19 protein-coding genes, 2 tRNA genes and 1 pseudogene are annotated in these 21,941 nt (G+C 69.8%); 8 read left to right on the forward strand and 14 right to left on the reverse strand.

Going from position 1 to position 21,941, the window contains the following annotated elements:
- Nucleotides 1-111 precede the first annotated feature (111 nt).
- From V8J39_RS06075 to V8J39_RS06105, 7 genes and pseudogenes are all read left to right on the forward strand, one after another.
- Entirely contained in the window at nt 112-1,044 is a 933-nt protein-coding gene (locus V8J39_RS06075; protein ID WP_336459945.1) for an MBL fold metallo-hydrolase, read from the forward strand.
- A 59-nt stretch (nt 1,045-1,103) separates the two neighbouring features.
- Nucleotides 1,104-1,178, forward strand: a tRNA-Asn gene (locus V8J39_RS06080).
- A 77-nt stretch (nt 1,179-1,255) separates the two neighbouring features.
- A pseudogene (locus tag V8J39_RS06085) lies at nt 1,256-1,654 on the forward strand (IS5/IS1182 family transposase); the annotation flags it as partial.
- 308 nt (nt 1,655-1,962) lie between these two features.
- Nucleotides 1,963-2,036, forward strand: a tRNA-Gly gene (locus V8J39_RS06090).
- An 878-nt stretch (nt 2,037-2,914) separates the two neighbouring features.
- Nucleotides 2,915-3,067, forward strand: coding sequence for a hypothetical protein (locus V8J39_RS06095; protein WP_336459946.1), 153 nt, complete (start codon nt 2,915-2,917; stop codon nt 3,065-3,067).
- Between the two features lie 79 nt (nt 3,068-3,146).
- Nucleotides 3,147-3,497, forward strand: a complete 351-nt coding sequence (locus tag V8J39_RS06100; protein ID WP_336459947.1) for a RidA family protein — start codon at nt 3,147-3,149, stop codon at nt 3,495-3,497.
- 444 nt (nt 3,498-3,941) lie between these two features.
- Nucleotides 3,942-4,922, forward strand: a complete 981-nt coding sequence (locus tag V8J39_RS06105) for a nucleoside hydrolase (RefSeq protein WP_336459948.1) — start codon at nt 3,942-3,944, stop codon at nt 4,920-4,922.
- A 162-nt stretch (nt 4,923-5,084) separates the two neighbouring features.
- Here V8J39_RS06105 and V8J39_RS06110 read toward each other — a convergent pair whose 3' ends face one another.
- On the reverse strand, nt 5,085-6,272 hold the full coding sequence (locus tag V8J39_RS06110; RefSeq protein WP_336459949.1) for a M24 family metallopeptidase: 1,188 nt from the start codon (nt 6,270-6,272) through the stop codon (nt 5,085-5,087).
- A 245-nt stretch (nt 6,273-6,517) separates the two neighbouring features.
- Here V8J39_RS06110 and V8J39_RS06115 point away from each other — a divergent pair, with 245 nt between their 5' ends.
- On the forward strand, nt 6,518-6,709 hold the full coding sequence (locus V8J39_RS06115; protein ID WP_336459950.1) for a hypothetical protein: 192 nt from the start codon (nt 6,518-6,520) through the stop codon (nt 6,707-6,709).
- 11 nt (nt 6,710-6,720) lie between these two features.
- Here V8J39_RS06115 and V8J39_RS06120 read toward each other — a convergent pair whose 3' ends face one another.
- The 13 genes from V8J39_RS06120 to V8J39_RS06180 form a co-directional block, all read right to left on the reverse strand.
- Complete coding sequence (locus V8J39_RS06120; protein WP_336459951.1) at nt 6,721-7,359, reverse strand: chloramphenicol acetyltransferase; 639 nt, start codon at nt 7,357-7,359, stop codon at nt 6,721-6,723.
- Nucleotides 7,359-8,699, reverse strand: a complete 1,341-nt coding sequence (phnE, locus tag V8J39_RS06125) for a phosphonate ABC transporter, permease protein PhnE (protein ID WP_336459952.1) — start codon at nt 8,697-8,699, stop codon at nt 7,359-7,361. The genes V8J39_RS06120 and phnE (V8J39_RS06125) overlap by 1 nt, the downstream gene beginning before the upstream one ends.
- 4 nt (nt 8,700-8,703) lie before the next feature.
- On the reverse strand, nt 8,704-9,585 hold the full coding sequence (gene phnE / locus V8J39_RS06130) for a phosphonate ABC transporter, permease protein PhnE (RefSeq protein ID WP_336459953.1): 882 nt from the start codon (nt 9,583-9,585) through the stop codon (nt 8,704-8,706).
- A gap of 101 nt (nt 9,586-9,686) precedes the next feature.
- On the reverse strand, nt 9,687-10,586 hold the full coding sequence (gene phnD / locus V8J39_RS06135) for a phosphonate ABC transporter substrate-binding protein (protein ID WP_336459954.1): 900 nt from the start codon (nt 10,584-10,586) through the stop codon (nt 9,687-9,689).
- Nucleotides 10,587-10,647: 61 nt separating this feature from the next.
- On the reverse strand, nt 10,648-11,484 hold the full coding sequence (gene phnC, locus V8J39_RS06140) for a phosphonate ABC transporter ATP-binding protein (RefSeq protein WP_336459955.1): 837 nt from the start codon (nt 11,482-11,484) through the stop codon (nt 10,648-10,650).
- Between the two features lie 114 nt (nt 11,485-11,598).
- Nucleotides 11,599-12,828 (reverse strand): MFS transporter, encoded by a 1,230-nt coding sequence (locus V8J39_RS06145; RefSeq protein WP_336459956.1) that lies wholly within the window; start codon nt 12,826-12,828, stop codon nt 11,599-11,601.
- Between the two features lie 286 nt (nt 12,829-13,114).
- Nucleotides 13,115-16,225, reverse strand: coding sequence for an efflux RND transporter permease subunit (locus V8J39_RS06150; RefSeq protein WP_336459957.1), 3,111 nt, complete (start codon nt 16,223-16,225; stop codon nt 13,115-13,117).
- A gap of 9 nt (nt 16,226-16,234) precedes the next feature.
- Nucleotides 16,235-17,383, reverse strand: a complete 1,149-nt coding sequence (locus V8J39_RS06155; RefSeq protein WP_336459958.1) for an efflux RND transporter periplasmic adaptor subunit — start codon at nt 17,381-17,383, stop codon at nt 16,235-16,237.
- Nucleotides 17,380-17,967 (reverse strand): TetR/AcrR family transcriptional regulator, encoded by a 588-nt coding sequence (locus V8J39_RS06160; protein WP_336459959.1) that lies wholly within the window; start codon nt 17,965-17,967, stop codon nt 17,380-17,382. The genes V8J39_RS06155 and V8J39_RS06160 overlap by 4 nt, the downstream gene beginning before the upstream one ends.
- Before the next feature lie 263 nt (nt 17,968-18,230).
- Nucleotides 18,231-18,851, reverse strand: coding sequence for a TetR/AcrR family transcriptional regulator (locus V8J39_RS06165; protein ID WP_336459960.1), 621 nt, complete (start codon nt 18,849-18,851; stop codon nt 18,231-18,233).
- Nucleotides 18,844-19,764, reverse strand: coding sequence for a polyphosphate kinase 2 (ppk2, locus tag V8J39_RS06170; protein WP_336459961.1), 921 nt, complete (start codon nt 19,762-19,764; stop codon nt 18,844-18,846). The genes V8J39_RS06165 and ppk2 overlap by 8 nt, the downstream gene beginning before the upstream one ends.
- Nucleotides 19,765-19,816: 52 nt before the next feature.
- Complete coding sequence (locus V8J39_RS06175; protein WP_336459962.1) at nt 19,817-20,878, reverse strand: alpha/beta fold hydrolase; 1,062 nt, start codon at nt 20,876-20,878, stop codon at nt 19,817-19,819.
- Nucleotides 20,868-21,794 carry a homoserine O-succinyltransferase gene (locus tag V8J39_RS06180; protein ID WP_336459963.1) on the reverse strand — a complete coding sequence of 309 codons (927 nt, stop codon included), beginning with the start codon at nt 21,792-21,794 and terminating at the stop codon, nt 20,868-20,870. Before V8J39_RS06180 ends, V8J39_RS06175 begins: the two co-directional genes overlap by 11 nt.
- Nucleotides 21,795-21,941 lie beyond the last annotated feature (147 nt).

The following is a 21,941-nucleotide window of genomic DNA, read 5'->3' on the forward strand; positions in this document are numbered from 1 at the left end:
GCGGTTCGGCTGGCACGGTCGTCATCGGCTTCTCCCGGCGGACGCGTCTCGCGTGGCATCCATGCCCGCGCCCCGGGGCCGACCCTAGAGATCATGGACGGAAACCGGAAGATGACAGGACCCAGCGCCCCGCCCGTGGGATGGATCGGCCCCGGCCTGCGGCGGGTGCTCGCGCCCAATCCCTCGCCGATGACCGGGCCGGGCACCAACACCTACCTGCTGGGCCCGGGCGACGGCGCCGTCGCGGTGATCGATCCCGGCCCCGACGACGCGGCGCACCTGGCCGCGATCCTCGGCGCGCTCGGCCCCGGCGAGCGGATCGTGCACATCCTCGTCACCCACAGCCACCGCGACCATTCCGGTCTGGCCGCGGCGCTCTCGGCCGCGACCGGCGCCGAAGTGCTGGGCTTCGGCCCCGACACCGCCGGCCGCAGCCCGGCGATGGCCCGGCTGGCGGCCGCGGGTCCCATCGGCGGCGGCGAGGGCCTGCACCCGGGCTATCGCCCGGACCGGCGGCTCGCCGACGGCGAGGCGGTCGAGGTGGCCGGGGCGGTGCTGCGCGCGCTGCACACGCCCGGCCATCTCGGCAACCACCTGTGCTTCCTGTGGCAGGACCGCTGCTTCACCGGCGATCTGGTGCTGGGCTGGACCAGCTCGCTGATCTCGCCGCCCGACGGCGATCTCGACGACTACCTCGCCTCGCTCGCGCGGCTCGCGGGCACCGGCGTGCGGGTCGGGCTGGCGGGCCACGGCGCCGACATCCCCGACCTTGGTCCGCGCATCGCCGCGCTCGCCGCCCATCGCCGGCGGCGCGACGACGAGATCCGCGCCGCCCTGGCCGAGCGTCCCGCCACCGCGCCGGATCTGGTGGCGCGGGTCTATGCGGGCCTCGCCCCCGAGCTTGCGACGGCCGCGGCCCGCAACGTGCTGTCGCACCTGATTTCGCTGGAAAGCCGGGGGCTTGCCGCCTGCACCGGCCCCCTCTCGGCGACGGCGGTCTTCGCCCTGACCGGCTGCCCCGACGGCACCCGGCCCCGAAGGTGACAAATGCCGAGAACGCCTCTGGACACCCCGAGAATCCCTCGCTATATCCGCCCTCGTGTTCCGGCGTAGCTCAGCGGTAGAGCAGTTGACTGTTAATCAATTGGTCGTAGGTTCGATCCCTACCGCCGGAGCCAAGATCCCATCAAGATCTTGGAAACACACGAGAAAGCGATCCTTCGGGGTCGCTTTTCGCGTTTCGGAACCCTCGCCTGACACACAGCTCTACAACGCCCATCGCACAGCATCCAGCCTGCGGGCAAGAAAGGGGGGTGTGGACACCTCATCGGCTGCACAAAAGGCGGGGTGAACACCAAGCTCCATGCGGTCACCGACGGCGAGGGCCGCCCACTGCGGCTCTTCATGACTGCGGCTATGATGCCGACTGGCTGAGAGAAGGCCTGCAAGACAAAGACTTGCGGGTATGCATCCCGAGACGGAAGGGCGGCAGCCTCCAGTCCGATATGACCGTCGACGCTTCAAGCGCCACAACGGGATCGAGACCATGTTCGGCCGGCTGCAGGACTGGAGCCGCGGTGCGACGCGCTACGACAGATGCCCGAAGGTCTTCCTCCCGGCCGTCCCTCTCGCCGCAACCGTCCTGTTTTCGCTATGTGTCCTGAGCCTCACCATCAGGCTGCCTAATGTTGTTCCCCTTTCACTGATGTGTGCAACAAACCCCCGGCGACAGAAGCGCGCCTGACACGGCGGACCAGCGACGAGGCTGCAGGCGCAAGAACCCAACGCCGGACCTGTCCGGCGGGTCGTGTTTCGCGCCTCCGGTCATCCCCTCGGCGAACGGTCGGCACGGGCATCTCTTACCGAAGATCGCGACAGCCCGGGCAGCTCGTTTGGCGGCTTCGGCGGCGCCGGGCCAAACGGCTTGCGCCCATGTCGGCCGCACGCTATGACAGGCGCGTTGCGGGTGTAGTTCAATGGTAGAACGGCAGCTTCCCAAGCTGCATACGAGGGTTCGATTCCCTTCACCCGCTCCAATAACTCCCTGAAATTCCTTCACTTTTTTCTGCGGTGACATTTTTTTGTCACTCGGATTTCAGGGCGGTGACAGGCCATTTGTCACCGGATTTGTCACTGGCCGGCGCCCAGCACACACATCACATCAAAAAATGCAAGGCGCAATCGCGGTAGTCACAATTTTGTGATCTCAACTTGCGCCGCTTCTCCCAGTGACAATGATTTTTGTCACCGGGCCATTTTGGCGAAGTGCGCCTAGGATTGCCATGCGCTGATGGAATGCCACCACCACCCAATAAGACACTGTTTAAAATAGGTTATTCACGGCAGGCTATCTATCCGCCATCAGATGCTCATGCGCATGTAATCAGCTCCGAAAGCTGCCTCCCAAGCTGCATACGAGGGTTCGATTCCCTTCATCCGATCCAAAACCCCCATTCAAATCAATCTCTTATTTGATCCCGCGCGGGCCCGCGGCCTGCCGTTGCCTTCGCCAGTCTTGGCGTCGGGCCGGTCACGCGCAGCCGCGGAGACGCCGCGGCGGCGGCCCGTGGCCGCGGATCGCGGCAGCACTCAGGGCACGCTGAGGGCCGCTGACCTCCACCACGGGGCGACGGGCGGCACTGGGCCGGATCGCCCTCAACCTAGGGTAAATCTCTTTGACGCAAACATGTCCCGAGGGACGTGACGATGCGGGCGCGTCCAGCGGCTCAAGCGTGCCTCGCAGAGGGTCTGCGCCGGCTTTGGCGGACGTCCGCCGGAGGCCGGGCCGGGACACTTCGGCAGAAGCCGCGAAACGGCGTGAAAAGGTTCCGTGCCCGCCGGATCGGCGCCCTTTTCGGGCCGCAATCCGGCGCGATGCCTAACCGCGAGTTAAGACCGGAAGGAGATCGGGACTATGGCGGCACAGGTGGCCCATTGGATGCGGCACGAGTTCCGGCAGATGCGGGGCGTCGTCGAGACCCTGCGCTGCCTCGCGGCCGCGATCGAGTTCTTCGGGCTCGCCTTCCTCGGGCTGATCCTCGCCGTCTCGCTCTGGTCGGTCTGGTAGGCCGCGCGCGGCCCCGGCCGCACTGGACCCGGCCCCGGCACGGGGCTAGGCAGGAGCGTCACGAGAACGAGAGGACTTCATGACCGACATCAAACGCCTCGAACCCGGCGCCCGCATGAGCGAAGCCGTCGTCTGCAACGGCATGGTCTTCCTGGCGGGCCAGGTCGGCACCCCGGGCGACAGCGTCGCCGACCAGACCCGCACCTGCTTGGCCGAGGTCGACCGGCTGCTCGCGCTGGCGGGGACCGACAAGACCCGGATCCTGACGACGCAGATCTGGCTGGCCGACATCGCCAGCTTCGACGAGATGAACGCCGTCTGGGACGGCTGGGTCGCCCCGGGCCATGCCCCGGCCCGCGCGACCGGCGAATCCCGCCTGGCCGCGCCGGAATACCTGGTCGAGGTGATCGTCACCGCCGCCCTGCCCTGAGCGACGGGACCCCGGGCGTCTGACCCCGGGCCGAGCCCGCGGTGCCAGATTCCGGGCACAAGACTCCGGGCGCCCGACTCTGGGCGCCCGGCTCCGGACACCCGGCTCCGGCCACCCGGCTCCGGGCATCGGAACCCAAGCGCTGGGACCCGCGATCGGGCCTCCTGCGCCGGCCTTCTGACCCGGCGTCCTGCACGGAAGCCACACGGGGCAGTTGCATGCGCCGGCTCCGCGCGCCATCATGCCGCTGCCCGTCCCGCCGGCCCCTCGGGGCCCCGGGCCGGGCGGACAGATCGCCCGACATCGGTGGCCCCGCGGCCGCCCGCCCCGGCAGAAGGCCGGGTGTGACCGACCAGGAAAGGAATGCGCCGCCGTGGCCCGCCCCTCTCTCCCGCTCCGCGCCGGGCAGATCCCCCGGTCCGTCCGCCAGGCCGGGTTGCGGGGATGGTGAGCGACCGCTTCACCCCGGTGCCGCCCGACCGGCTGTGGATCGACACCGACATGGGCTTCGACGATCTGGCCGCGATCCTGCTGATCCGCGCGCGCACGACCCGGATCGACGGGCTGTCGCTGGTGGCGGGCAACACGCTCCTGGACCAGGTCGTGGCGAACGCGATGTCCGCGGCCGAGGTCTTCGGCTGGGACATGCCGATCCATGTCGGCGCCCGCGACGCCATCGCCGGCGAGCGGATCACCCCCTTCTTCGCCCCCGGCGAGACCGGGATGCCCGGCAGCCGCTACCAGCTGCCGCCGACGGGCCAGCGCCCCGACAGCCAGGATGCCGTGGGCGCGCTGGCGGACTGGATCCGCGCGGGCGGACGCACCGTGCTGGCGCTTGGTCCGCTGACCAACATCGCCGCGCTGCTGACGCGCGAGCCCGAGCTTGCGACCCGCTTCCGACTGCTGTGGCTGGGCGGATCGGCCGGGGCCGGCAACCAGACCGCCACCGCCGAATGCAACGCCTATGCCGACCCCGAGGCGGTGCAGATCCTGTGCGACTCGGGGCTCGACTGGGCGATGATCGGGCTCGACACCTGCAAGCAGGTGACGGTGACCATCGTCGATGCCGAGCTGATCCGGGCCATGGGCGGCCCGCGGGCCGAGCTGCTGGCCGACATGCTCGACGGCTATGCCCGCACGCCCGACCCGCTGGGGCGCAGGCCGATGCCGCTTTATGATCCCGTCGCCGCGGCGGCGCTGATGGACCCGTCCACGGTGCTGTTCCACCCGGTGCGGGTGGATTGCGAACTGGAGGGGAAGCTTACCCGCGGCATGACCGTGGTCGAATGGCGCAGCTACGTGAAGGCGCCCAACCTGATGATCGCCACCTCGACCTCGCCCGACATGGTGCGCGAACTGTTCCTGACCGGGCTTGCCGTCGCGGCGATCGAGGAGCCGGCGGTACGGCGGCGCGCCGGCGTCTGACCGCCGCGGCGCGCGGATCGTCTCGCGACCGGGCGCGCCTTTCGAACGTCGCGCGTAGCAGGTCCGGGGCAGCTGCCCGGGGCGGCGCGCGGGTGACACGCGCCGGGGGCTTCGCGCCCCCGGACCCCCGCGGGATATTTGCACCAATGCGAAAGCGCGCGGTCAGGGCTTCACGAACAGCCGGCGCGGCACGTCGGCGATCAGGCTGTGGCCGGTCTCGGTGATCGCGATCGTCTCGGTGATCTCGAAGCCCATGTCGGCCATCCACAGGCCGGTCATGAAATGGAAGGTCATCCCCGGCGCGAGGACGGAGGTGTCGTCGGGGCGGATCGACATCGTGCGCTCGCCCCAGTCGGGCGGATAGCTGACGCCGACGGCATAGCCCGCGCGGCTTTCCTTCTCGATCCCGTGGCGCGCCAGCACCGCGAAATAGGCCCGGGCGATGTCGCCGCAGCTGTTGCCCGGCCGCGCCGCCGCAAGCCCCGCTTCCATCCCCTCGAGCGTCGCCGCCTCGGCGCGCAGGAAGGCGTCGGTGGGCCGGCCCAGGAACAGGGTGCGCGACAGCGGGCAGTGATAGCGGCGATAGCAGCCGCCGATCTCGAAGAAGGTGCCCTCGCCCGCGCGCATCGGCCGCGCGTCCCAGGTCAGGTGCGGCGCCGCGGCATCCGCGCCCGAGGGCAGCATCGGCACGATCGCGGTATAGTCGCCCGCCTCGCCGGGCACGCCGGTGATCAGCGCCTTCTGGATCTCGGCCGCGACCACCGATTTCGGCACGCCCGGCTCGGCCACTTCGAGGATGCGCGCATGGGCGGCGCCGACCAGCCGCCCGGCCATGCGCATGTAGTCGAGTTCGCGCGGCGATTTCACCGCGCGCTGCCAGTTCACGAGCCCGGTCGCATCCTGCAGCCGCGCCGCGGGCAGGCCCGCGCGCAGCGCCGCGTCGGCGGCGGCGGTGTAATAGTAGTTGTCCATCTCGACCCCGATCCGGGCCTGGCCAAGCCCGCGGGCCACAAGCGCCCGGGCGAGATGCGTCGCGGGATGGTCGGCCGGGTTCTGCACGCAGGCCTCGGGATAGGACAGCACGTCGTCCGGCGGCAGCCAGGCCGTGCGCAGCGCGCCGGCCGCGTCCATCGGCCGGCCGAACCAGAACGGCGCCTCCTCCAGCGGCAGCACCACCCACTGGTGGACGTAGAACGACCAGCCGTCATAGCCCGTCAGCCAGTACATGTTGGACGGATCCGCGATCACCACCGCCTCGAGCCCGGCGGCGGCCATCGCGCGGCGGGTGCGGGCAAGGCGCGCGTCGTACTCGGCACGCTCGAACGGCAGGACGGGAACGGGAACGGTCATCGCGGGGGCTCCTTCCGGGCTGGTCCCCCAGTCGTGGCCGATCGCCGCGCCGCTGTCACGGGGCCTGCCGCGCTGCCGCGAGCGGATTTCCGCGGGAATGCGGCCGGATCGGGACAGTTTTCCGAAGTCTCCGGGACAAGAGGAAGGACTTATCTCGACAAATCCGGTAGAGATGTCACGGGTTCACAGACTGCCCACGATTCCGCCGCAGTGCGGAAATGATGAGCAAAGGAAAGGACACTGCCATGTTCGCGAACCAGCGCCCGTCGCCGCGCGCCGCTCGGGCCAACTCGCTCGCCCTTGCAGTCTTCGCCATCGCCTATGTCGCGGTGATGGCCTTCCTGTTCCTGCCCCGCAGCTGGATCGCGCCCGAGCCGGCGGCGATCCAGCGCGCGGCCGCCGCGCCGCTGGCGATCGACCAGCCGCTCACCCGCTGATCAGCCGCTGATCAGCCACCGGCGCCCGCGGCGCCCGGCTCGTAGCGCTCGAGGAAGGCCTCGGCCGGCAGGCTGCGGAACTCCGCGAGCGCCGCGCGCAGCCGGTCATGGTCCCAGTCCCACCAGGCCAGCGCCAGCAGGCGCTCGGCCACCGCGGACGGGAACCGGGCGCGCAGCGGCACCGCCGGCACGCCCGCCACGATCATGTAGGGCGCGACATCGCGGGTGACCACGGCACCCGCCGCGACGATGGCGCCGGTGCCGATCGTGACCTCGGGCTTGACGATGGCGCCGTGCCCGATCCAGGTGTCATGCCCGATCACGGTGCGGCGCGCGGCGCGGGCCGCGAAGAAGGCCGCGTCGGGCCCGGCATCGTCCCAGTAATCGTCCGAACGGTAGAGGAAATGGTGCAGGCTCGCCGTGGTCATCGGGTGGTCGGTCGGCCCGATCCGGCACAGGGCCGCGATGTTGGCGAAGCGCCCGATGGCGGTGTTGGCGATGTCGCACAGCCGTTCGCAATAGCTGTAGTCGCCGAGGTCGGAATTCAGCAGCCGCGCGCCCGCGCCCACCTCGCAAAAGCGCCCGAGGGTGGAATTCGCGACCGTGGCGCCGTCGTGGATCAGCGGCCGGTCGGCCGACAGCCGTGCCATCAGCGCCCCCGGATCAGCCGCCGCCGGATCTTGCCCGAGATCCAGTCCATCGCCATCACCATGCCCAGAATGAGCAGGATGAAATAGGCCACCTCCTCCCAGTCCTTCTGCGTGATCAGCGCCTGGGTCAGCAAAAGCCCGATGCCGCCGCCGACGATCGCCCCGATGACCGTGGCCGAGCGGGTGTTGGATTCCAGGAAATACAGCACCTGGCTGAGGATCACCGGCGCCAGCTGCGGGATCACGCCCCACCGGTTGCGCGCGAGCCGCCCCGCCCCGGTCGAGCGCAGCCCCTCGACCTGACGGGCGTCGATGTTCTCGAGCGCCTCCGAGAACAGCTTGCCGAAGCTGCCGGTGTCGGTGAGCAGGATCGCGAGCGCGCCCGTCAGCGGCCCCGGCCCGAAGGCGCGCGACAGGATGATGGTCCAGATCAGCCCGTCGACGCCGCGCAGGAAGTCGAACACCCGCCGGATCCCGAAGCGCACCGGCAGCACCGAAAAGTTCTTCGCGGCAAGGAAGGCCAGCGGCAGCGCCAGCACCGCCCCCGCCATCGTGCCAAGGAAGGCCATCAGCAGCGTCTCGAACAAGGCGCCGAAGACGCGGTGATGCTGCCACATGCCGTTGTTCCAGAAGTCCTGCGCCATGGCCGACAGGTTCGACCGGCCCGGCCGGACCTGCTCGGCCGAGACCAGCGCGGCGCCGATCTGGCCCCAGCTCATGAAGTGGAACGGGCTTTCGAGGTCGAAGAAGAACATCTCCCAGCCGTAGGAATAGCGGAAGACCTCGGTCTTGGCCTTGGTCACGGTCAGGCGACCTTCCGGGGCCGTCACCTGCACCCGGGTGTTCGAGGCCGAGACGTAATCCGGCAACGGCCTGCCCGTGGGCCCGGCCACGGTGATGCCGGCACGGTCGGGGATGATGGTCAGCACGCCGTAGCCCGGCAAGGTCATGCGCACGTCCCCGGGCCCGATGCGCACGGCCGCGCCGCGCGGCAGGTCGACCTCGGTCGCGTCGCCCTCGCCGCGCACCCAGCCGGGCCATTGCGCGGGGCCCGCATAGGTGCCCTTGCGCTCGCCCTCGATCGCGACCTCGACGCCGCCGGCGCGGTTGTCGCGGGTGACATGGGTCTTGTAGCTGTAGCTGTCCGAGATCAGCGTCCCGCCGTTCTCCCAGCGCGCGCGGGCCAGCAGCTCGGGCAGCTGGAAGGCGAAAAGCGCATAGACGAGATAGCCAAGGATCGCGGCCGGGATCAGCAGCGAGACCAGCCGGCGGCGGGCGATGCGGCGCAGGGCGCTGGTGCGGGCGTCGGCCAGCGGGCCCGAGGCAAGGGTCGCGGTCATCGGCTCAGTCCCCCGTCACAAGGCGGTTGCGCAGCCAGCCCGACCCCTGGTCGATGGCGACGATGCTGAGAAACAGCAGCAGGAACACGGCGGCGGCGGCGTCATAGCGCCCCTGCCCCCAGCCGATGGCGATCTTCAGCTCGTAGCCGATGCCGCCCGCGCCGACGAAGCCCAGGATCGCCGAGGCGCGCACGTTGATCTCGAAGCGCAGCAGCGCATAGCTCAGCCAGTTCGGCGCGACCTGCGGCAGCACCGCCAGCCCCATCCGCTGGCCCCAGCCGGCCCCGGTCGACGCCAGCCCCTCGACCGGGCGCGGATCGGCATTCTCGTTGACCTCGGCGAACAGCTTGCCCAGCGCGCCGACGGTGTGGAAGCAGATCGCGATCATCGCCGGCACCGGCCCGCCGCCCAGCACGAAGATCAGCATCAGCGCGATCACCACCTCGGGCATGGCGCGGCACAGGTCCATCAGCCGCCGGACCGCCGGGATCAGCCGCGGCCAGGGCGCAAGGCCGGGCGTCGCCATCAGCGACAGCCCCCCCGCCAGCAGCGCGCCGACCAGGGTCGAGACGGCGGCGATGTTCAGCGTCTCGACGAGGGCCGGGAAATAGGTGGCCATCGCGGCGGGCAGGCCCGCGCGCTTGTCCCAGGCCTCGGCCAGCAGCTCGGCGGGGAAGTCGAAGACGCGGTGCAGCCCCGACAGGAAGCCGCCAGCGTTGCGCGCCTCGGCCATGTCGAAGCCCGCCGCCATCATCGCCGCGAACAGCGCGACCAGCACGGTGGAATAGACCCGCTTGCGCCGGGCCTGGGCGAGGTAGTCCTCGCGGATCGCGGCGATGGCGCTCGGGCCCCCGGCGCGATGAATGTCGGCTGTCGTCTCTGCCATGACCGGCCCCCGCCTTGCGCTGTCGTCCGGCCCCGCCCCCCTCGCGGCCGACATGGAAACGGGCGGGCCCGAAAGCCCGCCCGCCTGATCCGATCCGGCGATCAGCTGCCCGACATCTTGCGGGCGTCGATGATCGACTGGTACTGCTCGTGCTTGACCGGGATGAAGTCCTTCGCGTCGCCGCCGGCCACGCCATAGGCGCAGGTCGCGTCGGTTTCCCACAGGTTGGCGGTCAGCTCGGTCACCTTGGCCTTCACCTCGGCCGGCAGCGCCTTGCGCACCACCATCGGGCCTTCCGGGATCTCTTTCGACTTCCAGACCTGCACGAGGTCGTTCATGTCGACGAGGCCCGCGTCCACGGCCTTGCGCAGCGCGCCCGAGTTGTAGCCGTCTTCCCAGTTGCCAAGGCCGTCGGCCCAGGTCACGCCCAGGTCGATGTCGCCGTTGTTGACCGCGACGATGGTCTGCTCGTGGCCGCCGGTGAACTTCAGATCCTCGAAATACTGGCCCTTCTGCATCGGGATGCCGGCCTGGCTCAGCTCGACATTCGGGATCAGGTAGCCCGAGGTCGAGTTCGGATCGCCGAAGCCGATCACCTTGCCCTTGGCCGAGGCCATGTCGGTGATGCCGCTGTCCTTGCGCGCGATGCCGATCGAGTAATAGCCGATCGAGCCGTCGAGGTTTTGCTTGACCAGCACCGGCTCGACCGCCTCGGGGTCGGTGAGGAAGGTCTTGGCATAGCCCGAGGCGCCCATCCAGGCCATGTCGATCGTGCCGCCCAGCAGGCCTTGGATCACGCCGTCATAATCGGCCGGGGTGAAGACCTTGACCGGCACGCCCAGCGCATCCTCGATCTTCTTGCGGTAGCATTCGTTGGAATTCAGCCGGTCCTGGGCGTTCTCGCCGCCGAGGATGCCGATGTTGAAGCCGGTGATCTCCTGGGCCTGGGCCTGGGACACGAGCGCGGTCGAAACCAGCGCGGCAGCGATGAGAGCGTTCATGGGCTGTCTCCTGGGGATGGTTCGGACCTGCCGGCGGTCCCCGCCGCGCGGCAGGAAAGGGTCAGTCGGCCAGCATGGCCCGGGCATAGCCGCCGTCCGCCGCGGTGGGCGGGGCGTCGAGCGTCTCGATCGAGGTCGAGGTCGCGGCCTCCGAGAAGCTCGCGTCGGCGCCGTAGATCTCGCGCGCGGCCGCCGTGGTCAGCATCGCGGGCGTGCCGTCGAAGACGATCCGGCCCGCCCGCATCCCGATCACGCGGTCGCAGTAGCGCCGCGCGGTGTCGAGCGTGTGGAGATTGGCGATGACGGTGCGCCCGTCCTCCTCGTGGATCCGGCGCAGCGTCTCCATCACGATCTGGGCGTTCATCGGATCAAGCGAGGCGATCGGCTCGTCGGCCAGGATCACCTTCGGGTCCTGCATCACCGCGCGGGCGATCGCCACGCGCTGCTGCTGGCCGCCCGACAGCGCCTCGGCCCGTTTCGGCGCCTGCTCGGCGATGCCGAGCCGGTCGAGGATGTCGATGGCGCGCAGGATGTCGTCCTTCGGCCAGATGTTGAACAGGGTGGCCAGCGTGCCGCGCCGGTTCAGCAGCCCGTGCAGCACGTTCGACACCACGTCGAGCCGCGGCACCAGGTTGAACTGCTGGAACACCATCGCGCAGTCGGCCTGCCAGGCGCGCTTCTCGGCGCCGGTCAGCGCCAGCACGTCGCGCCCCTCGACCATCAGCCGCCCCGAGGTCGCGTCGGTCAGCCGGTTCATCATCCGCAGGAAGGTCGACTTGCCCGCGCCCGACCGGCCGATGATCCCGATCATCATCGGGCGCTCGACCTGGAACGTCGCGTTGTCCACGGCGGGACCCCGCCCGAAATCCTTGGTCACGCCCTCGACTGAAATGAGCATCCGGCCCCCGCTCTTTGGCTGGGGCCGGAGTAGGCCGCGTGCGCGACGCCGAAATCTCGGTTTGCTGAAGGTTTTGCGACACCTCCCCGCGGGGCGGGGTGTCGGCGGCGGCGCTCAGGCCTCGGCCAGCAGCCCGCCCGCGCGCGCGACCTTGCCGAACAGCCAGACCGAGATCGCGGCCATGATCGTCGACAGCACGAGGAAGGCGCCCTGGATGCCGAAGGCGTTGACCAGCGGCGCCGAGACCAGCGGCGACGAGAACTGGCCCGCGAAGAAAGCCGTGGTCAGCATCCCCGCCGCGCGGCCGCGCTGGTTCGCGGGCACCCGGTTCAGGAAATAGGTGGTGTAGTTGGCCATCGACGGCCCGATCCCCAGCCCCGCGACGAAGACCCCGAGGATCGACACCGGCAGCGCCCCGGTCTGCGAGATCATCAGGAAGCCCGAGGCCATCAGCGCGAAGCTCGCCGCGAAGACCGTCATCGCCGAGGCATGGCGGCGGATCACCCCGTAGAACAGCGCGCCCGGCGTCGCGGCCAGCATCATGCCGGCCATGATCATCCCGGTGAAGGCCGACGAGGTCACGCCCAGCTCGGCCAGCCGGAACGGCATCCGCGTCGGCATCATGTAGAAGGTCGACATGAACACGAAGGCCAGCCCGCCGGTGAAGGCGAAGAGCGGCCAGGGGAACGGCCCGTTCGCGGCCTCGCCCGGCTGCACGCCCGAGGCGAGCGCACCGCGCCGCGCGGTATGGGGCCGCAGCAGCACCAGCGCCGCGACCGCGATCGGCAGCGCGATCAGGTAGACCGCGAAGGCCCCGCGCCAGTGCAGCGCCGCCAACATCCCGCCCAGCACCATGACGACGACCCCGCCGCCCGACATGGCCGCCCCCTGAAGCCCCATGTAGCGCGCCCGCGCCGGCCCGTGCCACAGGTCGGTCGCATAGGCCATCGCCAGCGTCATCGAGCCCGCGACCCCCAAGCCCAGCAGCGCGCGCCCGGCCAGAAGCTCGGTCAGCGAATGCGCGACCAGCCCCGAGGCGCCGCCAAGCCCGTAGCACACGAGCGAGAAGACCAGGAGCGCCAGCCGGTTCCAGCGGTCGGCCGCCCAGCCGAAGAGCCCGGCGGCCAGGATGACCGAGGCCGAGGGCAGCGTCAGGATCAGGCCGGCCAGCGTGTCGATGCCGGGCTGGTCGGCGAAATGCGCCTTCAGCCCCGGCAGCGAGGGCGAGATCGTGGCATTGGCCATCACCGTCATCGAGGCCACCAAGAGCACGGTGACCGTCACCGCGGCGCCGGGCCCCTGGGCGGACGGCCGCGGTTCGGCGGCCTGGGAAGAGATCGTCATGGGAGGTCCTCGACGGCACGGAACCGCCGCACCACGCACAGCCCGCCGGGCGGGCCGGGGCGATGCGGGAACGACGGAACGGGAATGTTGCAGTGCCAAGCAACTTAGCCACCTAACCGTCAGGCGGCAAGGTGCAATGATGTACCCGCAACAATACCGATCGGTTCGCTTCCGCCCCCGCCCCCGGAAGACGGCCCCGGAACGCAGCCCCGAAAACGGCCCCGAAAACGACAGCGGGCGGCCCCCGGGGGGACCGCCCGCCATGCCGGCTTTGGCCCGGGCGGCCTCAGTGATGCGCGCCCTCGACCTTGCGGCCGGTGATCTTCTCGACCCAGTGCAGGACGAAGACGAAGAACACCGGCACGAAGAACACCGCCAGCACGGTGGCCGAGATCATGCCGCCGATCACCCCGGTGCCGATCGCATTCTGCGAGGCGGCCGAGGGGCCGGTGGCGATCGCCAGCGGCACCACGCCCAGCGTGAAGGCCATCGAGGTCATCAGGATCGGGCGGAACCGCAGCCGGCAGGCCTCGACCGCCGCGTCCAGAAGGCTCATCCCCTCCTGCCGCAGGTCCTTGGCGAATTCCACGATCAGGATCGCGTTCTTCGCCGACAGGCCGATGATCGCGATCAGGCCGACCTTGAAGTAGACGTCGTTGGGCATGTCGCGCAGCATCACCGCGAGGATCGCCCCCAGCACGCCCAGCGGCACCACCAGCATCACCGACAGCGGGATCGACCAGCTTTCGTACAGACCCGACAGCAGCAGGAACACGAAGACGATGCTCATCGCGAACAGGATCGTCGAGGTGTTGCCCGACGAGATCTCCTCGAGCGTCTGGCCGGTCCATTCATAGGCGAAGCCGTCGGGCAGCTGGCTGGCCAGGCGCTGCATCTCGGCCACCGCCTCGCCCGAGCTGTGGCCGGGCGCGGCCTGGCCCGCGATGCGGATCGCGGGATAGCCGTTGTAGCCCACCACCTGGCTCGGCCCCTGGCTCCACGAGACCGAGGCGAAGGACGAGAACGGCACCATGCCGCCCTGGTCGTTGCGCACGGTCAGGTCGAGGATGTCCTCGGGGCTCATCCGGCTGGTGTCCTGCGCCTGCATCACCACCCGCTGCAGCCGGCCCTGGTTCGGGAAGTCGTTGACATAGCTCGACCCGAAGGCGTTCGAGATCGTGGTGGCGATGTCGGCGAAGGCGACGCCGAAGGTCTGGGCCTTGTCGCGGTCGATGGTCAGGTCGACCTGCGCCGCGGCCGGCATGCCCTCGACCCGCAGGCCGGTGACGATGCCGCCCTTGCCGGCCTCGCCCATCAGCTGGTTCGCCGCCGCCATCAGCGCCTGCTGCCCGTTGCCGCCACGGTCCTGCAGCCGGAAGGCGAAGCCGCCCGTGGTGCCGAAGCCGGGGATCGGCGGCGGGCTCAGCGCGAAGGCGCGCGCGTCCTTCAGCCCGTAAAGCGCGCCGTTCGCCGCCCCCGCGATCTGGCCGGCCGAGCGTTCGCGCTCTTCCCAGTCCTTGAAGGTGATGAACATCAGCGCCGCGTTCGGCCCCTGCCCCGAGAAGCTGAAGCCGCGGATGCCGACCACGTCCTCGACCTCGGGCATGCCCTGGTAGATCTGCTGCGCCTGGTGGACCATCGCGTCGGTGCGCTGGGTCGAGGCGGCGGGCGGCGCCTGCAGGTCGGTGATGATGAAGCCCTGGTCCTCGTTGGGCAGGAAGGACGACGGCAGCCCGGTGAAGGCATAGCCGACATAGCCCACGACCACGAGGTAGACGACCATCACGATCCCGGTGCGCCGGGTCAGACCCTTGACGCCGCCGGCATAGCCCCGGGTCATCCGGTCGAAGCCGCGGTTGAACCAGCCGAAGAAGCCCTTGCGTTCATGGTGCCCGGTGACGGGTTTCAGGAACGAGGCGCAGAGCGCCGGCGTCAGCGTCAGCGCGAGGAAGGCCGAGAACAGGATCGACACGACCATCGTCAGCGCGAACTGGCGGTAGATGATGCCGGTCGAGCCGGGGAAGAACGCCATCGGGATGAACACCGCCGCCAGCACCAGCGTGATGCCGACGATGGCGGACTGGATCTGGCCCATCGCCTTCTTGGTGGCCTCGCGCGGGGACAGCCCCTCTTCGGCCATGATGCGCTCGACGTTCTCGATCACGACGATGGCGTCGTCGACAAGGATGCCGATCGCCAGCACCATCGCGAACATCGTCAGCACGTTGATCGAGAAGCCCGCGACCAGCATGACGCCGATGGTGCCCGCCAGCGCGATCGGCACGACGATCGTCGGGATCACGGTGTAGCGGAAGTTCTGCAGGAAGATGAACATCACCACGAAGACCAGCGCCACCGCTTCCAGCAGCGTGTGCAGCACCTTCTCGATCGACGCGGCCACGAAGGGCGAGGTGTCGTAGGGGATGGCATAGGCCATGCCCTGCGGGAAGAACTGGCTCAGCTCCTCCATCTTCGCCTGCACCGCCGCCGAGGTGTCGAGCGCGTTGCCGTCCGAGGACTGCTGGATGCCGATGCCCGCGGCCGGCTGGCCGTTCAGCCAGGTCGAGAAGCTGTAGCTTTCCGATCCGACCTCGACCCGCGCCACGTCGCCCAGCCGCACGGTCGAGCCGTCGGGATTGGCGACCAGCACGATGTTCTCGAACTCGGCCGGGTCCGACAGCTGGCCCTTGACCAGCACGGTCGCGGTCAGCTGCTGGTTGACCGGGTTCGGCGTCGCGCCGATCTGGCCGGCGGCGACCTGGGCGTTCTGCGCCCGGATCGCGGCCGAAACGTCGGCGGTCGACAGGTTGTAGCCCGTCAGCTTGTCGGGATCGATCCAGACCCGCATCGCCTTTTCAGACGCGAAGGCCTGCGCGCGCCCCACCCCGTCGATGCGGCGCAGTTCGCCCAGCACGTTGCGCGTGGCATAGTCGCCCAGCTGCGTCGCGTCCATCGAGCCGTCTTCCGAGGTCAGCATGACGAACATCAGGAAGCCCGTGCCCGCCTCCTCGACCTGGATGCCCTGGTCGACGACCGACGAGGGCAGCACGCTCTCGACGCGGGCGACCGCGTTCTGCACGTCGACCTGCGCGGTCGATACGTCGGTCCCCGGCGCGAAGGTCGCGGTGATCGACACCGAGCCCGACACGTCAGAGGTGCTTTCGAAATACTGGATGCCGTCGATGCCGTTCAGCTCCTCCTCGATGGGCTGGGCGACGGACTGGTACATCTCGGTCGGCGACGAACCGGTGTAGACGGCCGAGATCTGGATCTGTGGCGGCGCGACCTGGGGATATTGCGCGATCGGCATCTGCGGCAGCGCAAGCGCCCCCGCGATGACGATGAAGATGGCGATCACCCAGGCCAGGACCGGGCGGACGATGAAGAATTGCGACATGTTCGGCCCTTAGTTCTGCGCCTTGGGCTCGGGCGCGGTGTCGCCCGTCCAGGGTTCGGGAACGACCTTGCCGTCGGGATAGACCTTGATCAGGCCCTGCACGATCACGCGGTCCCCGGGCGCGAGCCCGTCCTCGACCAGCCAGCGCGCGCCCGGCAGCGTGTTGCCCAGCGTGACCGGCCGCAGCTTCGCCACGTCGCCCTCGCCGATGACATAGACCTGGGCATTGCCCTGGTTGTCGCGCTGCACCGACATCTGCGGGATCGCGATCGCCTCGCTGCGCACGGCCTGCTCGATGCGCACGCGCACATAGAGACCGGGCAGCAGATCGCCGTCGGGGTTCGGGAACTCGCCGCGCAGCGTCACCTGGCCGGTGGTCGAATCCACCGTCGCCTCGGAGAACAGCAGCTTGCCCTCGTGCTCGTACTCGGTGCCGTCGTCGTAGAACAGATGCACCTGCGCCTCGCCCTCGCCGGTCGCGACAAGCTGCCCCGCCTCGAGCGCGCGGCGCAGCTTCAGCAGCTGCGACGAGCTTTGGGTGAAGTCGGCATAGACCGGGTCAAGCTGCTGGATCGTCGCCATCACGTCGGTCTGCGCCGTCACCAGCGCGCCCTCGGTGATCGTCGCGCGCCCGATCGTGCCCGAGATCGGCGCCTTCACCTCGGTATAGTCGAGGTTCAGCTGCGCCTCCTGCAGCGCGGCCTCGGCCACGACGACATCGGCCTTGGCCTGCGCCAGCGTGGTCAGCGCGGTCTCATAGGTGGTGCCGGCGGCGACGTTGCGATCGCGCAGCTCGGCCTGGCGGTCGGCGTCGATCTGGGCGTTCTGCTCGGTCGCCTTCGCCCGTTCGAGCGAACCCTGCGCCGAGGCGACGCGCACCTGGAACGGGCGCGGGTCGATGCGGTAGAGCACGTCGCCCTTGGCCACGACGCCACCCTGTTCGAACACGCGCTCGATCACGATGCCCGAGACCTGCGGGCGCACCTCGGCCACGCGCGTGGCCGAGATCCGGCCCGGAAGCTCGTTGATGACCGGCAGCGGTTCGGGCTTGACCTCGATGAAGCTGACCGGCGCGGGCGGCATCTGGCCCTGCTGGGCAAGCGCCGGCAGGGCCGCCAGGCCCAGGCCGATCGCGAGAAGGGGAAGAATACGGGTCATTGCGAACCTTCGGAGAGACAATCGGTGGATGACGGGGGCGGGACAGGACCGGTCGGGTCGGTCCCGCAGGAATGCTCGGGCAGAAGCCGGGTCTGGATCGCGTCGAGGCAGCGGTTGCGGAACTCTGCGTCGATGTCGCGGAACCCGAAGTGCTCCAGGGATTTCAGCCCGAAGAACGCCAGGTAGGCAAGCAGCGCCGCGTCGCGGTCGCGGGCCTCGTCGCAGATGCGCGCGAGGTCCTGGTCGACGAAGCCGCGCACGAGGCCACGGCATTCGTCATCGGCCGCGACCCCGGCCGACAGCACCATCGCCGCGGTGACGTCATCGGCCGAGGGCGGCCGGCGCGCCACCTCGAGCAGGCTGCACAGCCACCGGTCCGGCCCCTCGGGCCGGGCCTCGCAGGCCTGCATCTGATGCTCGCGATGCACGTCGAGCTTGGCGCGGGTGAAGGCCACCAGCATCGCCGCCTTCGATTCGAAGTCGTAGATCACGCTCGACTTCGAGATGCCGGCCTCGCGCGCCACGGCATCGATCGACAGCCCGGCCAGGCCATCGCGGCGCACGACCTGTTCGATCGCAGCCATCGTCGCATCGCGGTCTATGGTGCGCTTGCGGCCCATGACGGGAATCCCACTCGGGTGAAGAATTAAAAACTAAACGTTCGAGTATGGTTTTTTGCGGCGGATTTCAACCGGCGTCGCGCGATTTTCCGCCGCGACGCGGCAAAAACATCGGTCTCCGATGCAGGAATGATCCAAATCCGGGCAAACGGCCGCCGCCGCCGCGGTTCGGGCCAAGATTCGAGAGGGGTTTTGCGGAGGACCGGCGCGGAGTCGGCGCGGGCGCCTCAGCCCCGATCGGCCGGCAGCAGGCCCATGCCGCGCATGTAGATGCCCAGCCCCGCCTCAAGCAGCTCCTCGGGCTGGAACGGGCCGCGCGCGCCGGGGGTGCCGCGGGCGAACAGCTCGACCACGCCGTGGCTCATCGCCCAGATATGCGCCGCCACCATCGAGGCCGGCGGCCGCCGCCCCTCGGGCAGCTGCTCGGTCAGCGCGGCGGCGGCGCGCGCCAGCACCGCCTGGCTGCGCTGGGCGACGGCGGCCAGCTCGGGCGAGCGCGACATCGACACCCCGCTTTCGAACATCGCCATGTAATGGCCCGGAAACTTGCGCGCGAAGGCAAGATAGGCCCGCCCCGTCGCCTCGAAGGCCGCGAGCGTCGAGGGGCGGCCCTCGTTCCAGGCATGGTCGATCAGGTCGGCGAAGATCGCGTGGCCCTGGCGGGCGCATTCCGCGATCAGGTCGTCGCGGCCGGCGAAGTGGCGATAGACCGCGGCCGGGGTCACGCCCGCGGTCTTGGCGGCCTCGGACAGGGTGAAGCCGGTCGGGCCCTGCGCCTCGATCAGCCGCAGCGCCGCATCGACCAGCGCCTGGCGCAGGTTGCCGTGGTGATAGCCCGCCTTAGCCACCGCCGCCGATGCCCCCCGCCAGGATCTCGGGACCGCCGCAGATCGTCGGGTCCGGCGCGCCGATCTTCGCAAGGTCGCGCCCCGGATAGTCGACCGCCGCCAGCAGCGCCCGGATCGCCGCCAGCCGTGCGCGGCGCTTGTCCTCGGACAGGATCACCGTCCAGGGCGAGATCGTCGAATGGCTGCGGATCAGCGTCTCGCGGATCGCCTCGGAATAGGCATCCCAGCGCTTAAGCCCCTCGACGTCGATCCAGCTCAGCTTCCACTGCTTCAGCGGGTCCCGCGCCCGGTCGAGGAACCGGCGCGTCTGCTCGGCGCGCCCGACCTCCAGCCAGATCTTCACCAGCACGATCCCCTCGTCGACCAGCGTGCTCTCGAAATCGGGCAGCTGGCGGAAGAACCGCGCCCGGTCCTCGGGGGTGCAGAAGTCGAACACCTTCTCGACCACGCCGCGGTTGTACCAGCTGCGGTCGAACAGCGCGATCTCGCCCTTGGCGGGCAGCCAGTCGACATAGCGTTGAAAGTACCACTGCCCCGCCTCGCGCTCGTCGGGCTTGGGCAGCGCCACGACATAGGCCGAGCGGGGGTTCAGGTTCTCGCGGATGCGCCCGATGGTGCCGCCCTTGCCGGCGGCGTCGCGCCCCTCGAACAGCACCACGACCCGCCCGCCCGCGGCCTTCAGCCCGGCGAGCATCCGCACCATCTCGACCTGCAGCATCTCCATCTCGGCCTCGTAGGCCTTCTTCTTCATCTCGTGGCGATAGGGAAACCCGGGGTCAAGGATCGCGCCCTTGTCGGCCTTGTCGATCGCGCGGCGGATCTCGGCGGGCGCGCCGCTCTCGTGCCAGTCGAGGATGTCGTCGACGAGCGGGATCTCGGGGTGCCGCTCGAGCTTCTCGGTCTTCTTCGCCATGTCGGCTCCGCGCTGGCCTGGGGGACTGTCCCGAGTATCGCGATTGGGCCCGTTACCGCAATCGCGCATCGCCCGCCGCCGGTCCGATCGCGCCCGTCGCCCGACCGCCGGCCTGACCACCGCCTTGCCCGCCCGTGCTGTCGGCTGGAACGGCGACGGCTCTGGCGGCGGCGCGGTCCGCGGCACGGTCGATCGCGGCGATCACCGCACCGGGCCGGGCATGGTGGGGCATGTGCCCGACGCCCTCCAGCTCGACCAGCCGCGCGCCCGGCACCGCCGCCGCCAGCGGCCGGGCATGAACCGAGGTCCAGACGATCTCGTCGGCGGTGCCGTGCAGACTTTCCACCGGCAGGGACAGCCCGGGATAGAGCGCAACCATCGCTTTAAGTTCGGCCTTCAACGCCTTGCGTTGCCGCGCATTCAGCCGCAGCACCCCGACCGTCGCCGACAGCATCGGCCCGAAGTGGCGGGCATAGCCCTCGGGGACGGCATCGGGCGCGAAGACCTCGGCCACCGCGTCGCGCAGCGTCGCCTTGCGCACCCAGGCCGAGACCAGCGGCACCGCGAGCCGCTGCCCCCACCAGGTCGAGGTGATGCGATAGAACAGCGGCATCCCGCCCTTCCACGGGTGGCTCGGCGCCGACAAAAGCACCAGCGCCGCGGGCCCGCCCGCCAGCCCCCAGGCCAGCGCCACCGCCCCGCCATAGCTGTGGCCCAGCACGACCGGCGCCTCGGCCCCCAGCGCGGCGACCGCGCCCGCGACCAGCGCGGCCTGGTCGGCCAGCGCCTCGCGCCCCGGCGCGGGGGCCGACCAGCCAAAGCCCGGGCGGTCGGGGATGAACAGCCGGTAGGGTCCGGCCAGCTGCCCCGCCAGCGCGAAGGTGTAGTCGCGCGCCGCGCCCGAGGCGCCGTGGATCAGCACCAGGTCGCGCACCCCCGGCCCGCCCTGCCCGCGCACGACGACATGGATCCGCACGCCCTCGACGGTGACGAACTCGCCCTCGGGCGGATGGCCGCGCCGCTCGGCCGCCTCGCGCGCGCGGGCGCGCCAGGCCGTCGCCAGCGCCAGCGCGGCGGCGGCCAGGATCAGCCCAAGGGCCAGCTCAGCGGCCAATCTCGGCCATGTCGTAGGGGGTCGACTGGTAGATCTCGTTGATCCAGTTGCCGTAGAGCAGGTGCGCGTGGCTGCGCCAGCGGTTGAGCGGCGGGCGCGCCGGATCGTCCGAAGGGTAGTAGTTCGCCGGCACGTTGATCGGCTTGCCGGCCGCGGTGTCGCGGTCGAACTCCTCCTTCAGCGTGCCGGTGTCGTATTCGAAGTGGTTGAAGATATAAAGCGCGCGGTGCGCGCCATCCTCGACCAGGCAGGGCCCGACCTCGTCCGACCCGAGCAGCGTCACCAGCCCGTCGGCCGCGTCGATCTCGTCCTGGCGCATCTCGGTCCAGCGCGAGACCGGGATGACGAAATCGTCCGAGAAGCCGCGCAGATAGGGCGAGGACGGCAGCCGGTTCTGATGGCGGAAACAGCCGAAGGCCTTCGCGGGCAGCACGTGCTTGTGCACCCCGGGATGGAAGTGGTGGATCATCGCCATCCCACCCCAGCAGACGCCGAAGGTCGACTGCACATGGGTCTGCGTCCAGTTGAAGATCCGGCGCAGCTCGTCCCAGTAGGTGACCTCGTCGAAGCCCAGCGTCTCGACCGGGGCGCCGGTGATGATCAGCCCGTCGAACTTGTCGCCCGAGGCCTCGACCTCGGCGAAGGGGCGATAGAAGGCCTCCATGTGCTCGGCCGCGGTGTGGCGCGACTGGTGCTCGGACATCCGGATCAGCTGGAAATCGATCTGCAGCGGCGTCGCCCCGATCAGGCGCGCGAACTGGTTCTCGGTCGGGATCTTCATCGGCATCAGGTTCAGAAGCCCGATGCGCAGCGGCCGGATGTCCTGCATCGCGGCGCGCCCCGGGCTCATCACCATCACGCCCTCCTTCGAGAGGATCTCGAAGGCGGGAAGCGTCTCTGGCAGGGTGATGGGCATCGGTCGTCTCCTCGGACAGGCGAGAGCGCAGATAGACCCTGCGGGCCCGAGGCTCAAGAGGAAGGGGGCGCTGCCCCCTCTTGGCCTGCGGCCAATTCACCCCCGGGATATTTTCGCAAAGTCGAATGCGGCTTCGACTTTGTCCAA

This window comes from Frigidibacter sp. MR17.24, from assembly GCF_037095655.1.
Lineage (GTDB): Bacteria > Pseudomonadota > Alphaproteobacteria > Rhodobacterales > Rhodobacteraceae > Frigidibacter.

Coding starts and splice junctions, on each gene's coding strand:
- V8J39_RS06115 (WP_336459950.1), top strand. CDS start 6,518: ATGTTCGCGAACCAGCGCCCGTCGCCGCGCGCCGCTCGGGCCAACTCG.
- V8J39_RS06120 (WP_336459951.1), bottom strand. CDS start 7,359: ATGGCACGGCTGTCGGCCGACCGGCCGCTGATCCACGACGGCGCCACG.
- V8J39_RS06145 (WP_336459956.1), bottom strand. CDS start 12,828: ATGACGATCTCTTCCCAGGCCGCCGAACCGCGGCCGTCCGCCCAGGGG.
- V8J39_RS06105 (WP_336459948.1), top strand. CDS start 3,942: ATGGTGAGCGACCGCTTCACCCCGGTGCCGCCCGACCGGCTGTGGATC.
- phnD (WP_336459954.1), bottom strand. CDS start 10,586: ATGAACGCTCTCATCGCTGCCGCGCTGGTTTCGACCGCGCTCGTGTCC.
- V8J39_RS06095 (WP_336459946.1), top strand. CDS start 2,915: ATGGCGGCACAGGTGGCCCATTGGATGCGGCACGAGTTCCGGCAGATG.
- phnE (WP_336459953.1), bottom strand. CDS start 9,585: ATGGCAGAGACGACAGCCGACATTCATCGCGCCGGGGGCCCGAGCGCC.
- V8J39_RS06100 (WP_336459947.1), top strand. CDS start 3,147: ATGACCGACATCAAACGCCTCGAACCCGGCGCCCGCATGAGCGAAGCC.
- V8J39_RS06155 (WP_336459958.1), bottom strand. CDS start 17,383: ATGACCCGTATTCTTCCCCTTCTCGCGATCGGCCTGGGCCTGGCGGCC.
- V8J39_RS06110 (WP_336459949.1), bottom strand. CDS start 6,272: ATGACCGTTCCCGTTCCCGTCCTGCCGTTCGAGCGTGCCGAGTACGAC.
- V8J39_RS06075 (WP_336459945.1), top strand. CDS start 112: ATGACAGGACCCAGCGCCCCGCCCGTGGGATGGATCGGCCCCGGCCTG.
- V8J39_RS06150 (WP_336459957.1), bottom strand. CDS start 16,225: ATGTCGCAATTCTTCATCGTCCGCCCGGTCCTGGCCTGGGTGATCGCC.
- phnC (WP_336459955.1), bottom strand. CDS start 11,484: ATGCTCATTTCAGTCGAGGGCGTGACCAAGGATTTCGGGCGGGGTCCC.
- V8J39_RS06160 (WP_336459959.1), bottom strand. CDS start 17,967: ATGGCTGCGATCGAACAGGTCGTGCGCCGCGATGGCCTGGCCGGGCTG.
- phnE (WP_336459952.1), bottom strand. CDS start 8,699: ATGACCGCGACCCTTGCCTCGGGCCCGCTGGCCGACGCCCGCACCAGC.
- ppk2 (WP_336459961.1), bottom strand. CDS start 19,764: ATGGCGAAGAAGACCGAGAAGCTCGAGCGGCACCCCGAGATCCCGCTC.
- V8J39_RS06180 (WP_336459963.1), bottom strand. CDS start 21,794: ATGCCCATCACCCTGCCAGAGACGCTTCCCGCCTTCGAGATCCTCTCG.